Annotated in this window: 11 protein-coding genes; 4 read left to right on the top strand and 7 right to left on the bottom strand. The window is 41.9% G+C overall.

Going from position 1 to position 16,291, the window contains the following annotated elements:
• Positions 1-29: 29 nt before the first annotated feature.
• From PY091_RS05825 to PY091_RS05810, 4 genes are all read right to left on the bottom strand, one after another.
• The gene (locus PY091_RS05825; RefSeq protein ID WP_116183696.1) at positions 30-2,924 is read right to left on the bottom strand and encodes a Tn3 family transposase; all 2,895 of its coding nucleotides are present in this window, start codon (positions 2,922-2,924) and stop codon (positions 30-32) included.
• Between the two features lie 88 nt (positions 2,925-3,012).
• Positions 3,013-4,176: a peptidase associated/transthyretin-like domain-containing protein gene (locus PY091_RS05820; protein ID WP_275648755.1), complete on the bottom strand. Its 1,164-nt coding sequence runs from the start codon at positions 4,174-4,176 to the stop codon at positions 3,013-3,015.
• A gap of 337 nt (positions 4,177-4,513) precedes the next feature.
• On the bottom strand, positions 4,514-5,935 hold the full coding sequence (locus PY091_RS05815) for an SDR family oxidoreductase (protein WP_275648754.1): 1,422 nt from the start codon (positions 5,933-5,935) through the stop codon (positions 4,514-4,516).
• Positions 5,932-6,357: a hypothetical protein gene (locus PY091_RS05810; RefSeq protein WP_275648753.1), complete on the bottom strand. Its 426-nt coding sequence runs from the start codon at positions 6,355-6,357 to the stop codon at positions 5,932-5,934. Before PY091_RS05810 ends, PY091_RS05815 begins: the two co-directional genes overlap by 4 nt.
• A 94-nt stretch (positions 6,358-6,451) precedes the next feature.
• On the opposite strand from PY091_RS05810, the gene argS reads away from it, so the two are divergent.
• Complete coding sequence (gene argS / locus PY091_RS05805) at positions 6,452-8,230, top strand: arginine--tRNA ligase (RefSeq protein WP_275648752.1); 1,779 nt, start codon at positions 6,452-6,454, stop codon at positions 8,228-8,230.
• Positions 8,231-8,388: 158 nt separating this feature from the next.
• Here argS and PY091_RS05800 read toward each other — a convergent pair whose 3' ends face one another.
• The 3 genes from PY091_RS05800 to PY091_RS05790 all read right to left on the bottom strand — a co-directional run bounded on the left by PY091_RS05800 (position 8,389) and on the right by PY091_RS05790 (position 12,426).
• Positions 8,389-10,896, bottom strand: coding sequence for a TonB-dependent receptor (locus PY091_RS05800; RefSeq protein WP_275648751.1), 2,508 nt, complete (start codon positions 10,894-10,896; stop codon positions 8,389-8,391).
• A gap of 37 nt (positions 10,897-10,933) precedes the next feature.
• Entirely contained in the window at positions 10,934-11,848 is a 915-nt protein-coding gene (locus tag PY091_RS05795; RefSeq protein WP_275648750.1) for a FecR family protein, read from the bottom strand.
• Positions 11,849-11,925: 77 nt separating this feature from the next.
• Positions 11,926-12,426: an RNA polymerase sigma factor gene (locus PY091_RS05790; RefSeq protein WP_275648749.1), complete on the bottom strand. Its 501-nt coding sequence runs from the start codon at positions 12,424-12,426 to the stop codon at positions 11,926-11,928.
• A 114-nt stretch (positions 12,427-12,540) separates the two neighbouring features.
• On the opposite strand from PY091_RS05790, the gene PY091_RS05785 reads away from it, so the two are divergent.
• The 3 genes from PY091_RS05785 (at position 12,541) to ffh (ending at position 16,284) form a co-directional block, all read left to right on the top strand.
• Positions 12,541-14,313 (top strand): hypothetical protein, encoded by a 1,773-nt coding sequence (locus PY091_RS05785; protein WP_275648748.1) that lies wholly within the window; start codon positions 12,541-12,543, stop codon positions 14,311-14,313.
• Between the two features lie 45 nt (positions 14,314-14,358).
• Positions 14,359-14,850 (top strand): hypothetical protein, encoded by a 492-nt coding sequence (locus PY091_RS05780; RefSeq protein WP_275648747.1) that lies wholly within the window; start codon positions 14,359-14,361, stop codon positions 14,848-14,850.
• 105 nt (positions 14,851-14,955) lie between these two features.
• Complete coding sequence (gene ffh / locus PY091_RS05775) at positions 14,956-16,284, top strand: signal recognition particle protein (protein ID WP_275648746.1); 1,329 nt, start codon at positions 14,956-14,958, stop codon at positions 16,282-16,284.
• The last annotated feature ends 7 nt before the right edge of the window (positions 16,285-16,291 follow it).

The raw sequence follows: 16,291 nt of genomic DNA, 5'->3' as shown, positions 1-16,291 counted from the left end.
GAACCTTTTTTGGCACAGAGATAATCGACCTATACAGCAAGTCCAAGGTTTTTGTCCATATCCAACTCAAACTTTCCATAGGGGTTCACATGGGCATGTATCAATGGGCTCAATGCACGATAATCTTCCTTGTCAAATCTTTCCATCCATCCGTTTTCGGCCACCACACGTTGTATCATAAGTGTATTGACATAGACCAGGCAGTTCTGGAGCAGATGTAATGCCAGTACCGACAGTTCCTGCTCTTCCAAACGGTTCGATGAAACCTCTCCACTTTTTCCGAAAAAGATGAAACCGTTCGCAGAGTTCCAATTCTCTATCACGTTCAGGCCCCCGTGTATTTCCCTCCGAACATTTTCATCGGCCAAGTAACGGCAAAGGAATATCGTTTTCACGGCCTTCCCCAATTCCTGAAGGGCCCTGTAGATCGGATGGCTTTCGTTTCCCCTAGTGAACCTTTTCAAAATCGATTCGGGGTCGGCCGTTCCCTGTTCCAGGGCGGCGGTGTATTTTACCATTTCATCATATTGCCTTTCTATGATTTCCCATTTAATGCCCCTATTTAGTATGGGCAAAAGGTTTTTGAGCTCTTTCTTTAGGGAAATATCCGGAAGGTAAAGTTTCTGTGAGGCGATGCTCTTCAACCTTGGCATCAGCTCAAACCCCAATAGCCTGCAAAAGGCAAAGGCGACCTCGCTCTGGCCATGGGTGTCCACAAACTGTTTTTCAACCTTCATATCGGTACAGTGCTTGAGCACCCCCTCTATCATATTTGCCACCTCAGAGGAGGAGCATTTCTTCAGTTGGGAATAGATACAGGTTGAGCGGGTGTCGACATGCCAATAGATCATTACACCTTTTCCCCCGTACCTTATGTGCCATTCCGTCATCAGGTTCTGGTCCCAAGAACCAAACTTCTTTGAATCCGAGGCACATGAGGTGGTGGCCTCGCCCCAAAGTTTGGTGTCCTTGACCAAGAATGTCCCATTGGCGACTTCCCTGATCGCCCTACGCAGGGAATCCTTATGGATATAGGCGTTCTTGACATGGCGGAGCTCCTTGTAACTGACTTGGTTGCCCGATGCCAGACGATTGAGCCCCATATTGGTTCCAAGGCCGTAGAGCACCAAAAGCAACCTTTTCCTGAGCTGTTCGGGCGACAACCGTTCCGAAGTCCTCACACTTTTGAACGATTTTGTAAAGCTGGACCAACTGTCCGCCTCGCGAAGTATATCCAAAAGGGAGGTCATTGGCCATTTGGATTGGACCTCTCCCTTGAGCGCACTTATATTAGGTGGATCCATGAGAGGATCCGAGGGAGAGAGTACGATATTCTTAACTCCCGACTGCCTTAACCTTACATATTTGTTGGATGGCAGGTTCTCGTTCAACATTCTCAATGCGGTCTCCATTTCTTCCTTCAGTCCGCTAGTAAACTCTGCCGGGTCGTTCTCAACGCCCAACCGGTCATAGTAGAATTTCCTGTTAATATTGAAATCCATGGGAACGTCCTCATCGGGATTACGGTATTTATCCGCCCCTTCCACCCATATCTCCTTGCACCGAAGTCGTTTTCTCAAAGCTTCGAGGACGGCTATTTCATAATCCACTCGGTCCATATCACCTTTGCCCATCCCTTTGATAAGTTTTATAAAACTGGGCCTGATAATATCCGATGTGGGAACCGAACCATCGGCAAGAGAAAACTTTGAGTTGTGTACTGGGTTCTCCATGAGCCAGTCGATGGCATCCAAGATGGGCGCGTGTGAATCATTATTTGACCTAAAGGTCAGACTGCCCAATATCTGTGGCACCATTCTCCGATAGTGGGAGGAATAACTGGAACGCACCAAGTTGTGTATCTCATTTTTAAAACCCTTTCCGGAATATTTGTGCTCTTTGACGATATCGGAGAGTTTCGCTTTGCTGGCAATTGGAAATATTACTTTGGTGATGGTGCCTTTAGGGTCTTTCAATGATGCCTTAGCAATTCGTGCCAAAAGTGTCGTCTTGCCATAGACCCGTTTCATTTCCTTTACCAATACGGTCTCCACTTTCTTTTTCGCCTTCTTTGATAGCTTTCCCACTAGGAGGATGAACAGGTCCACAAGGTCATCGATGATTTTCTGCCTTCTGACATAAAGAAAGATGCACATCAAGGTATCCCTTATGTATGGTGGGTGCCGCCTTATTTCCCAGGCCGACTCGGAGGCTATCCTTTTGTAAAGCCTTTCCCGAATCTTGGGATGTATCCCGCCGATTTCTTTTGCGGGCAATCCGCAGTCCTCGATAAACGACAATTTGTCCAGTTCGCTGAGAATGGTAGCTAGACTGGTACGGCCAGGGTCGGAACGAATCCAGGTGAACGAACCATTTTCATGTGGTTCACTTCTAAGGCAGCGGTCGAACAGTTCAGTCGTTCCTCTTCCCAAAAGTGAGGCAACATGGGTGAACAGCTTATTTTCAAAGTCGGCAAAGGCAGACGCTATTTCTCTGTAAAGGGCATTTTCCGGAGGACACTTTAACCTTTTCTCGAAATACCATTTTTTGGCAAGATCGTTCGCCTCTTCCTTTTGGATGCCTGTCGGGAACAATTGGTCGCACATCAAAAATCTCAATTCTTGTTGGTCGACTGCGCCTGGACGTCCAATTTTTAAGAACATCAGAATCTCTGAACGGTGCCTTTTGGCCGTACTTGACATCCAATTATAATCTTTCAAAATCGATGGATTCGTATGTAATTGGGTACAGAGATGATCGATCAAATCAGATCTTATGTCCTTTTCTTTCGATATGAAGGCACCGGTTTCCGAATAATTCTTTAACTGCAGTGCAAATGCCAGTTTATGTGGGTATCTCTTGTTTTTAAGTAGTTCTGCTTCGTCGTAACTTATAAACCAGTTTGTGCTTAAATTGTCTTCCATTTTTGACTTTTTGACAATTTAAGGATTATGCTAAATTACCAACCCTTGTATTTATGGGGCTTATGAGCTGAATTGATACTTTTCGTAGCTATGAGGTCACTACCCCCTTATAAACGGTTTCGCGATAAGTAATGCCCAGCAGCCTAAAATTGCGTAGGCGCTGTGTATTTGTAAAATCCAGTCGCATAACGGCAAAGTCCTCTATGTTGATGTAGAGTCGTCCCTTAAAATCTGCACTGCTGCGCTTGGGCCAAAAGTCTACCACATATACCCCGGCATCCCCAATGTCTGCATAGCCTGCCAATTTAAAATCGTATCGGCGGTTTTTGTCCACAAGGTCCAATTTGGTATCTTCTTTATAGTAGAGTTGGCTCAATAGTTCTTTGAACTCCCAGCGCTGACTGTCTGTTAAGCCGGAAACACTGTCTTTTTTTACCTGTGCCTTTAATTTTTTGGCCTGATCCATCCGTTCATCGTCCATGGTATCCAAAATGGAATCCACTTGTATTTTTTCACTGAATATCCCCGATTTGATTTTTAGGTAGGAGCCGGGCTTTACATTCTTTGTAAAGATGTCCTCCATATGCTCCGCCAATTCTTCAAAGGAACTTACATCGCGTTTATCGTAAAGGTCTGCAGCTTTAACTATGTTAAGCTTGTAATCGGTGTTGTTCTTGTAGAGGTCGCCAAAACTCTCGGTAAAGTGTGATGCATTTTTTGGGATAGTTCGAGAAATACTGTCCATCAATTCCTTGTTCAGCTCTTTAATGGATGATTTTTCAAACCCAAAATCCACTTTGTGCATATTGGCCAGTTCTGATTTTCTTAAAAAAAAGCGCTGTTTTATTGGTTCTTTGTTTACATTTTGAGGAATGTTCTCGATCATTTTATCAATGATGTCATCCACCTCCAAATCCTTGTTGAATACGTAAACGCCGCTTAATTCTATCGCTTTTGCTTGCAGCGGGACCAAGCTGTCTTGCATTTGTTGTAGGGTGAAGCCTTTTTTTTCATATCCCATGGAAGTTACGTAGATGGAATCGGGCAGGGTGGCACCTTCTTCCAAAACAAAGCTAAAGCGACCTTCTTCATTGGTGATCACTCCCTTGTATTCACCATATTGAATGGTGGCGTAGGGAATTCCCTTTTGTGTTTTTGCATCCACCAAGCGTGAAGAAATGGTCTGTGCCCCCATAGGAAGAGCCATTAAAAGAGAAAAACAAGTAAGAAATAAAATCTGCTTATTGGACATGATTTACTATAAGGTTTCATTTATAAGACACCTTTTTGGGGGGAAAGGTTGTCTAAGGTTTAGACGAACTTTGGGCAATTTTGTGACAAAGTGCAAAGAAAAAGGGAATTGCCGATGTGGCTTAATAGTATTTTAACAGCAAGGAGATAGGAGATAGGAGATAGGAGATAGGAGATAGGAGATAGGGGGATGGTCATTTCGAGTTGTCACCCTAGACCCGGTCTAAGTGGACAGTCGAGAAATCTTATACCAAGAAATGATGACCAACCAATGAAAAACATCTCGACTGCACTCGATGTAACAGTTGTTGACTTATTTGCAAAAAAAGATGGAAACCTTACACTTTTGCAATATTCCTGATCATGTTTCCAAAAATGAAAAGATGGAATGGCAGCACCGAATACCAATACATTCGCCCCAATAGTCCCTTTGGACGGAAAGTAGCTGTTTGGTAGAGTACACCATCTTCAATTTTAAACTCCAACCAAGCTTCGCCGGGAGTTTTCATTTCAGCAAACAGAAGTAATCGTTTACTCTTTTTATCGGCTAGGAGAACACGCCAAAAATCCAATGCGTCACCGGGGAAAATCTTATCGGGATGTGTGCGTCCACGTCGAAGTCCAGGACCTCCGACCAATTTGTCCAGAAATCCACGCACTTTCCATAACCAGTTGCCATAGTACCAGCCATTTTCACCGCCAATGCGCCAAACATTTTGCAAAACGGCATCTTCATCTTTTATGCGGATGGTTTTTTTATCGCGCAACACCCCATATTTGGGGACTTGTATGTAATTTTCGAGGTCTTCCTTGATTTGGCCGCTTGCAATACTGTCCTTCCAGCTGCTGATTACCAAGTTTTGCTCAATTTTTTTGAAGGCCAGATCAATTGCCTCTTCGTATGTATGTGTTTTTATGCCAAGCATTTCCTGTAGGCGATTGTCTTGCGCTATAACCTCCATTTTCATGCTGTCCACCAAGTTCATGGCCAGTTTATAGGAAGTGGAGGTGACAAAATAGAGCCAGTAAGAGGATAGTTTAGGGGTCATTACGGGAACGGTAAAAATCCAGTTTTTAAACCCACGGACTTTGGCGTAGCCGTGCAACATATCTTTGTAAGTAAGAATATCGGGCCCTCCGATATCAAAAGATTGATCATAGGTTTTCTCGTTGCCCAAAACCCCTGTGAGAAATTGTATCACATCTCGAATGGCAATGGGCTGGGTTTTGGTCAGCACCCATTTTGGTGTGATCATTACGGGCAATTTTTCGCAGAGATCCCGTATAATTTCAAAAGAGGAACTACCGGAGCCTACAATAATTCCCGCACGCAGCACCGTAAGGTTAAAAGGACCTTTGTATAGAATTTCCTCTACATTTTTTCTTGAGCTGAGGTGTTTGGAAAGTTCCTTGTCGTTCACGATGCCACTAAGGTAGATGACTTGTTGGCATTGCGTATTTTTTAAAATGGTATTGAAGTTTTTTGCAGCTTGTGCTTCTTTTTCATCAAAATCGGTCACCGAGGAGGTCATGGAATGAATCAGATAGTAGGCTGCATCAATATCTTTCGGAACTTTTTGGTTTTCTGGATCGTCCAAAAAATCAATTTCAACAATATCAATTTTGGAACGTGTCTTGGCATCGACCGAAAGTCGTTTTTCATCCCGTACAGCGCATACCACACTATGTCCCATATTCAAAAGTTTGGGCAATAAGCGCATCCCAATGTAGCCATTGGCTCCTGTCAGCAATATTTTCATATGTCTTCTAGGTTAGTGGGAAGGTTATCTGCACGATGGTCCATTAATTTACGGAAGAACCGTTGAATGGCCTTGGTGTCCGAGCGAACTTTGATGAAATAGTGGTCCATATAAATGGAGTAAATTCCTAAATCTCCTTTGTACACGTTCAATTTATAGTACGGAATAATCAATCCATAGGTTTCCAATCGGGCACGGAAGCGGACAATAATGCCATTGGGACGGAGTTCAACATTGCAAGTATTGGTGCTGCTGTCCAAAATTAGTAGGTTATATATGTCGATACTGGCCTCCGTAATGTGCAATTTTGGTGAGCCGATACCGCCCATGGCAAAACGTTCTTTTATGGGGATGGGTTTGCCTACGGCGTCATCAATTTTTTTAGTGATTTTTTTATCGTTGTAGGAGACGTTGAATAGCATATCTAAATTTAATCAAATTACAGCGGACCGTTTGGTTAAGGTGTGGGAAAAGCCTAAAAAATCCGTAGTTTTGCGCCCTGAAAAGCCTTTATAGATGAGTTTGCAAAACGATTTGACCCAAAAAGTGATCGAAGCGGTAAAACAACTGTACCAAGTTGAATTGCCCGCCGTGGAATTTCAACCTACCCGCAAGGATTTTGAGGGTGACATTACCGTGGTGGTATTTCCTATGTTACGCCATGTAAAAGGGAATCCAGTTCAGATCGGAACCAAAATCGGGGAATATTTGGTTGAGCATGTGGATGAGGTGTCCAAATGTAATGTGGTACAAGGCTTTTTGAACATTGTTATTGAGGATGGTTATTACCTTAATTTCTTCAACAATATTTTTGACCAAGAAGATTTTGGCTACGTAAAAACCCAGTCGGATGATGCGGTAATGGTGGAGTATTCCTCACCCAACACCAATAAGCCGTTGCACTTGGGGCATATCCGAAACAATTTGTTGGGCTATTCCGTGGCAGAGATTTTAAAAGCTTCCGGCAAGAAGGTTTACAAAACCCAGATTATCAACGACCGTGGTATTCATATCTGTAAAAGTATGTTGGCCTGGCAAAAGTTTGGGGAGGGCGAAACCCCTGAATCTTCCGGGCTAAAAGGAGACCACTTGGTGGGAAAATATTATGTGGCTTTTGATAAAGCGTATAAAGAGCAGATTGCTGAATTGGTAGATGCTGGTACACCTAAGGAAAAGGCAGAAAAAGAGGCCTCAATTTTATTGGAAGCCCAAGAAATGCTTCGTAAATGGGAAGCTGGTGATGATGAAGTTGTATCCCTTTGGAAGAAAATGAACGGCTGGGTGTATGATGGCTTTGATACTACCTACAAAAATCTGGGTGTAGATTTTGATACCCTGTACTACGAGAGCGATACCTATTTGTTGGGTCGTGATGTGGTCAAGGATGGATTGGAACGTGGCGTTTTCTTTAAAAAAGAGGATGGCAGTGTTTGGATTGACCTGACCGAAGATGGATTGGATGAAAAAATTGTTTTGCGTTCGGATGGTACAGCGGTGTACATGACACAGGATATTGGAACGGCCATTCAACGGGTTACCGACCATCCCGATATTAACGGAATGGTTTACACCGTAGGTAATGAGCAAGATTACCATTTTAAGGTCTTGTTCCTTATCCTTAAAAAATTGGGCTATTCTTGGGCAGAGCAGTTGTACCATCTAAGCTATGGAATGGTAGACCTGCCCAGTGGTAAAATGAAGAGTAGGGAAGGTACCGTGGTAGATGCGGATGACCTTATCAAGAATATGGAGGACACGGCCGAGTCCATTTCCCAAGAATTGGGCAAATTGGACGGTTATTCCGAAGAGGAGAAAAAGCAATTGTACCGAACCATAGGTTTGGGTGCCCTAAAATATTATATTTTAAAGGTGGACCCTAAAAAGCGTATTCTTTTTAACCCTGAGGAGTCGGTGGATTTCCAAGGAAACACGGGGCCTTTTATTCAATATACCTACGCCAGGATTCAATCTATCTTGCGCAAGGCTGACAATGTCAGGTCGAGCGCAGTCGAGACCTCTCTTGATTTGCACGAAAAAGAAAAGGAGTTGTTAAAGCAGATTCAATTGTTCCCTGAAACGGTTCAGTTGGCTGCTGAAAACTTTAGTCCTGCCTTGATTGCGAACTACACTTACGATTTGGTGAAGGAGTTCAATTCCTTTTATCAACAAGTGTCCATTTTGGGCGAGACCGATGGGCATAAGAAAAACTTTAGGGTGCAATTGTCCCAGAAGGTAGGGGAGGTGATTCAGTCGGCGTTCCGCTTATTGGGCATTGATGTTCCTGAGCGGATGTAGATTCCTGCTTTCGCAGGAATGACATCTTTTATTATTTTGAGTTGGTAGCCTGAGCGGAGTCGAAGGCTTTATAAAAGTACTTTCGGTATTTTGATACGATTTCTCGAATGTTCACAAATTTTCTTGGGTCATTTCGAGCGCAGTCGAGAAACCACATCTTAAAAGTTCACTCTGAAACTCACATTTGGGGTTATGCCCAAAGAAAAGTTTTCTATGGTCTCGATTTCATCATTTTCGTTGACTCGGTAATATTTGTTGAGCGTATTTTTTCTGTCCGTGATATTTAAAATCGACAGTCCTGCATTGGCCCGAAGCCTTCTACTGATTTGAAAATTGTAAATCGCCGAGGCATCTGCCCTAAAATATTCCGGCAATCGACTGTTGTTCGGGCTTTGGTAATTTATTCTCGGCGGATAATAATTTTGGTCCAATCCCTCGTCGCCTTCAACAGGTTCTGTAAATGGTTTACCTGTTCGGTAGTTAAGCCCAATACTTAATTTTAAATCTTTATAAGTGTAGGTGCTGGCAAATGTAACAGTATGCCTTATGTCCAAATTATTGGGGAAGTTTTGAGGTACAATGGAATCAAAGGTATAATCATTCTTGTTGTATGCATAGCTCAACCACGTACTGTAATTGTCTCCTTTTTTATTGATGAGCAGTTCAACTCCCTTTACATTGTAACTGCCGATCTCCCCTGAAAATTGATAAGGGTTTTGAAAACCTTGGGTGCTTGTACTGATACCGTCCACATTTTTGTAAAAACCTTCCACACCGATATAGAAATTGTTTTTCTCATAGTTGATGCCGACTGACCCTTGTTTACTTTTGGTCACAGGTAGAGAGTTGTCATTGGATAAGATCCATCTTCGTTTTTCAATTCCTAAAAAGTTTTGTTCCAGGTCAATGATCTGATTGGTGGTCTGGCTTTTGAATTCGCCCAAAACTTCAGCCCTGATATAATTTGCCAATTTGAAGTTTAGGTTGACTCTTGGTTCTAAAAGGAATTTTTTAAAAGTATCCAAGTTTTCAATCAAATTGAACCTGGCTCCAATCTTTCCGGTGAATTTATTGTTTGGAGAACTATAATTGAACTGTGTATATGGGGCATGCGTCCTAACAACGCCTTTTATCCTACTTTCAAAATTCGGTTCGTTGATAATTGTAGTGTTAGCGATACCGGTTTCAATATATTGATACCCATTGTTCCAGCTAAACTCGTCGTTGAGCGTGTAGTGAGTGTCGAGTTTTAATGCATTCTCTGTAACTTGATTGTTCTGGAACAGTTGCTGGACCTGGTTGGCAAAGACGTTTTTAGCATCCAAGTTGTACCTTGAATAATAAATGTTGAGGTGTGAAGAGAACTTATCCGTCCAGTTGCTCTGCAATTGCCCCCCTACGGAAATATTGTCTTGCTTTAGCAGGCTTACATTGGTCTCATTTGCCGACACATTGGTTTCTTCAAACTTTAAATTGTTTTTAATGTGAATGGCGCTAACCCGAATTTTGTGGTTATCATTAAGGTCGTAAAGGATTTTACCTGAAAAATCGTAGAAGAAAAAATCCTCGTCCCTTATAAATTCGTCATCAACCGTATTGTTGTTCTGTAGTGTGATTTCGCTATCCTGAAATGCCCTGTTGATAAATTGTTTGTAGGTGGGCGTGCTTAAAAAATCGGTTGCCGATCTTCTTGCGGAAAATTGCACACCAAGTTTATTGCTGATAGGTAATTCGGCATAAACATCTCCACTTATTAAATTAAATCCACCACCCCCTTTAAAGGATTCGGCAATAGTGTTTCCAGTTTCCATTTGGATGACACTGCTCACTCCATCACCAAAATTGGCGGGTGTCCCATTTTTGTAAATGGTGACTTTGTCCGTTTGGTACGGGTTAAATGCCGAAATCAAACCAAAAAAATGTCCGGACTGGTACATTTTTATTCCGTTCCAAAGTATCAAGTTTTGATCATTGGTTCCACCTCGTACATTAATATCGGATACGGTTTCATCAATACTTTTAATACCGGGGAGCGCCTGTACGGTTTGTAGGATGTCAGGTTCTATAAGCCCTGGTAAAATACCAAACTGAGCGGTATTCAGTGAAATGCTCGCATCCTTTTCTTTTATAATTCCAGAAGTAAGGTATTTGTACACGAATACTTCATCCAATTGCTCATAGTAAGGTGCCAATAAAATTTTGGGACATCCTTTTTGCTGAAGTAAAGCCTCAACTTTTACATATTTGGTCACATACCCCAAGTATCGGATCTGTAAAGATGCATTGCGAGGAATATTATCCAGGGAAAAGGAACCATTCGTATCGGTGATTTTGGCAATATCTGCCCCTAGCACCTCTACCGTAGCACCCATTACAGTGTTTTTAGCAAAATTGTCCAAGACCGTTCCGCAAACATTCACATTGTTATTTGTGGATAAGGTGTAATATCTATCGTTCAGTTTTTCAGCTTCAATACGGAACCTATCTTCTATATATTTTAGAATTTCCTCTAAAGATCCCATGTTTTCGGGTACGGTAAGGGTAAGTCCGTCCAAGTCTTCATTGATAAAGGAAAATTTGATATTAAAATCATCCTCCAATGTCTTTAGATAGGAAATGAGCGCCATAGGTGATTTTTGCTTTTCCTGTGCATTTATGTTGCACATAAGGAAAAGCATAAAAGAAAGGACCAGGCCTAGATGCTTATTGTTGTGTGTTCCCAGCATAAAAAAGTACGTTGTCTCCGTCTATTGTAAAACTTGTCTTGGAGGGGGTACTTATACTTTTTAACGCCATATTCAGGTCTGTGTTGTTAAAAGATCCTGTAAATAAGAGGTTTGTGTCAATATTTTTTGTTTTTACCGTAATGTCGAACTGTCGTTCAAGCTCGGCAAAAACATATTTTAGGGGTATACTTTCAAAACTACTTTCATTGTTCATCCAAGCAGGAAGACTGCCCGAGGGGGCTCCACTATCTATGATTTTACCATTAATTAGTAGGAAAGATGTTCCCGCTGGTAATTTGGTTTCTTCATTATTGTAAGAAACGCTAACCAAGCCCTCGTAGCAAGTTACTTCAAAGAAACCTTCTCTGTTTTCAACATTAAATTGAGTCCCCAGTACAGCAACTGTTCCGTGATCTGTGGAAACTGTGAATTTTTTTCCTTTGGCCACTTTAAAGAAGGCCTCACCCTTTAGGTCGATATTTCTTTTGGTGTCCCAATTTTTTTCACTGTAGGTTACCTCGGAATCTGCATTCAAAAAGATTTCAGAGTTATCGGGGAGAAGCACTTCGGAGCGTTCGGCAAAATTTGTGGTCACTTTTTCGTTCAGCGTACTCATGTAGAAAAAAGAAGCGGTAAGTAGCAAAGCAATTGCAGCTGCAACCTTGAGGAATTTCTTGAACGGGTTCAATGTAATTACTTTAGGCGCATTTTCAATATGCTCATCTTTAAGTCGTTGCAAAGCTTTTTCACTATCAAACTCAGGAGCTGTCAATTTGCTGGTAGCATCCTTAAGTTTTTGGTAGGAAGCAAACTCTTCGGAGTTTTTAAACTCCTGAAGCTCCTCCTCAGAAAGCTCGCCGCTTAACCATTTTGCCAAATAATTTTCTTGCATGGGTTTTATGCTTTACATGTTAGTAACAACTATCTTTTAAAATACCCTACCTTATATTTAATAAGAATTCAAAAATTCTAAATACCGTCAATATGTTCCCTGAGGCTTTTTAGTGCCAAATGCATCCTTTTTTCAATGGCCTTTACGCTCACACCTTCCATTTCTGCAATTTCCGCATACTTTTTTCCATCAATCCTATTGAGCAAAAAAGTGGTTCTTTGGTTTTCTGGTAGCGCATTCAGGGCGTTGTCCAATTTTTCTTTGTATTCTTTTTCCTCCATTAAAAACTCGGGGGATTCATTTGTGCGGTCATTTCCAATACTGTCCGCATGCTTTAGCCGCACCTTTTCTGCCTTTATTACATTTAAATAAAGGTTGTTTGCAACCGTATAGACGTAAGACTTGGCTTTTTCTGGACTTACCTTGGCACAGTTTTGCCAGAGTTTTACAAAGGCCTCCTGAACTGCATCATGTGCCTTTTCCTCGTTTCCGAACTTGTAAAAAATATAGTTAAAGACCGTTTTGGAATGGGTCTTGAAAACTTTACTGAAAATGTGGTCCTCACATACGTTGCTCATGGACGGGAGTTTGTTTAAGGTCTCAAATATATTTGAAAATTTTTAAGAAAAAAGTAGGGTTTTCTTTTCTGTGGTTGTTTTAAGGTTGAATTCTAACCCCAAAATTCAATTGTTATGAAAAAGTTGATTCACAACATGATGCGCGCAGCCCTTGTTGTACTTATTTTTAGTTTATCCGCATGTCAGGAAGAATTTGAAAGAATTGGCGATGACCCCCAAAATGAAACTATTTCCGCAAATTCCACAACAGCGGTATTGATTGAAAAAACATCTTCCAATGATGGTTCGTATGATAATATCGTGGATGGAGCAAGTTGTTTGGCCATCCAATTCCCTTATACCGTTACCGTAAACGGTGTTGAAGTGACCATCGATTCCGAAAGTGATTTGGACGTGGTCGAAGAGATCTTCGATGAACTTGATGATGATGATGATATCTTGGATATTCTTTTCCCCATCACCATTACCCTTTCTGATTTTACCGAAATAACCATCCAAGATCAAGACGAGCTGGAACTATTGGCCAGGGATTGCCTTGAAGGTGGTGATGATGACGATATCGAGTGTATCGATTTTGTTTACCCTATTACCTTGTACACTTTTGGATTGGATAATCAACAATCTGGAACAGTTATCGTAGAGAGTGATCGAGCTATGAGAAGATTTTTTGATGAGCTTGAAGATGATGATCTAATCAGTATCGAATTCCCGATTACACTTAAAAAGCATGACGGTACCGAAGTAATGGTTCAGAACAATGCGGAATTGGCCGCTGCCCTCGAATTGGCCAAAAACCAGTGCGATGAGGACGACGATGACGATTACAACGATGATGACTTTACGGAAGAAGAACTTGACGACTTCTTATTGTCCTGTCCACTTCAGGTACGACAAGTGATTCGAAACGAAGTGGATAGCACGGAACAATATATTGAGCGTCTATTGACTTTTATGGCAGACGGTACGGTTTACTTTACCACTTTTACTGCTGATGAGATAGTGGGTACTTGGAGTACAAGTATGACAGATAGCGGTGTAATGCTCAATCTTGAGTTTGAGAATTTTGCAGACTTCTCCATGGAGGGACATGTTTATGAACTCGAAGATGGTGTTATTAAATTATACAAAGACGGAGGCAACAGAATTGTACTTAAGAAAAGATGTGATATTGAACCTTCCGAGGAGATTGACAGAGAAGCATTTATAGCCTTGTTGAAGGAATGTGAATGGGTAGTAAAAAAGGTCAAGAACCAAGGTGAAGAAATTGAAAGACTTCTTGGATACGAGTTTCAATTTGGAACAGACGGAGTAGTTACTCTTGGTAATGGAGATGGTACAAACACCATGGAAGGAACATGGGAAATAGGAATGAACAGTCAATTCCAACTTTCCTTAATGATCAGTATAGGTGATGAGCCAGGGGTTAGTTTTGAATGGCCCATCAAGGAAATGCTTCAAACCCGTTTAAAATTTGAGATAGAGGAAACAGACCACGAAATGGTGTTGCTAAAAGTTTGTAACGACAGCGCTGACGATGCCGACGTGGCTGAAATTAGAAACATAGCTATGGGAGGTCTTTGGAATGTGGCTCTTTTTAAAGAAGGAGACGTAGATATGACCACCTCTTACGCAGGATTGGATTTCAACTTCGATGCAATGTATCAATTGGAAGTGTCCGAAAATGGGGACCCACTGGCCAATGGACTTTGGAGAGTATTAAGAGACTCGGATGAAGGGCTGAAATTTTATATCAACTTGGATACAGGTGATGATTTGGCCGAATTGACCGATGACTGGAAGCTAGTTTCCATTACATCTACTAGAATCGAACTTATCGATGAAAGCGATGACGGAAGTACCGATACCCTTGTATTCGAGAAACCTTAACAACAACTATAACGAGAACACTATATTTTATATCCAAAATTTGTTATGAAAACCTCAATTTTTAAATACGTCACTATCCTGATTGCCATCATTGTGGTAGGTTGTGACAAGAGTGATGAAGATGACATGTTGAACAGTTTGTCGCCTGCCCAGGTGACCGAACTTAACAGCATAGCAACAAGTGGAACTTGGACCATTGCGTATTATTTCGATACGGATAAGGAAGAAACAGACCATTTTAACGGTTATGAATTCAGTTTTAATTCCGATGGAACTTTGACGGCCACAGATGGGGTTTCCACCATAAACGGTACATGGTCCGTTACTGATTCTGATGACAGTGATGACGTTAGCGATGATGATAGCCCCGATGACGATGATGATGTGGATTTCAACATTGCCTTTTCATCCCCAGCCGATTTTGCTGACCTTACAGATGACTGGGACATTGTGGATTACACATCCGTGAGAATAGAGCTTATAGACATAAGCGGTGGAAATGGAGGAACCGATAAATTGGTTTTTGAAAAGAATTAATAGATTTCCCCAATCTTTTTTCCAAAAGAAGGACGGCTCTCCCCAAAGCCGTCCTTTTTCTTTTATATTATTCTTAAATTTGTCCCTCTTTAAAACAAAGAACACATGTTCGATAATTTAAGCGAAAAATTAGATAAGGCACTCCACGTCCTCAAAGGACATGGGCAGATAACGGAAATCAATGTAGCAGAGACCCTTAAGGAGGTGCGAAGAGCATTGTTGGATGCCGATGTCAACTTTAAAATAGCAAAGGAATTTACCAATACGGTAAAGGAAAAAGCATTGGGCCAAAACGTGCTGACTTCCCTCCAACCGGGGCAGCTAATGGTAAAGTTGGTAAAGGATGAGCTTACCGAACTTATGGGGGGCGATGCAGAAGGTATTGATCTCTCCGGGAATCCGTCCATAATTTTAATGTCCGGTCTTCAAGGTTCAGGTAAAACAACCTTTTCCGGTAAACTGGCCAACTACCTTAAGAAAAAGAAAACAAAAAAACCTCTATTGGTAGCCTGTGATGTGTACCGTCCAGCGGCAATCGACCAGTTACATGTGGTTGGGGACCAAATTGGGGTAGAAGTATATTCCGATCGCGAGAATAATGATCCGGTTGCCATTGCCAAAGCAGGTATTGCACATGCCAAGAGTTTAGGTTGCAATGTGGTGATAATCGATACCGCGGGTCGTTTGGCTGTGGATGAGCAGATGATGAACGAAATCTCCAACATCCACAAAGCGATAGAGCCACAGGAAACATTGTTTGTTGTGGATTCCATGACAGGGCAAGATGCCGTAAATACAGCCAAGGCCTTTAACGATGTCCTCAATTTTGATGGGGTCATTTTAACCAAGTTGGATGGTGATACCCGAGGTGGTGCGGCCATTTCCATTAAATCTGTGGTGGACAAGCCCATTAAGTTCATCGGTACCGGGGAAAAAATGGAAGCGATTGATGTCTTCCACCCATCCCGAATGGCCGATCGTATCCTTGGAATGGGGGATGTGGTATCCTTGGTGGAACGTGCCCAAGAACAGTTCGACGAAGAACAGGCACGTAAGATTCAAAAGAAGATTGCCAAGAATAAATTCGGTTTCGATGATTTCTTGAGCCAGATTCAGCAAATCAAGAAAATGGGGAACATGAAGGACCTCATGGGAATGATTCCCGGAGCTGGAAAAGCCTTAAAAGGATTGGATATCGATGATGATGCCTTTAAACACATTGAGGCCATTATCCATTCCATGACGCCCGAAGAACGATCTACCCCTGCTATGTTGAACGCAAGTCGCAAAAAACGGATTGCCACAGGTAGTGGAACTTCCATCCAAGAAGTAAATCAGTTGCTCAAGCAATTCAATCAAATGAGCAAAATGATGAAGATGATGCAAGGCGGCGGAGGCAAGAAGATGATGCAGATGATGCAGAATATGAGATAACTTTAAC

It is taken from the genome of Flagellimonas okinawensis, from assembly GCF_029194005.1.
Classification (GTDB): Bacteria; Bacteroidota; Bacteroidia; order Flavobacteriales; family Flavobacteriaceae; genus Flagellimonas; species Flagellimonas okinawensis.
This window is presented reverse-complemented; position numbering and strand designations above follow the sequence as displayed.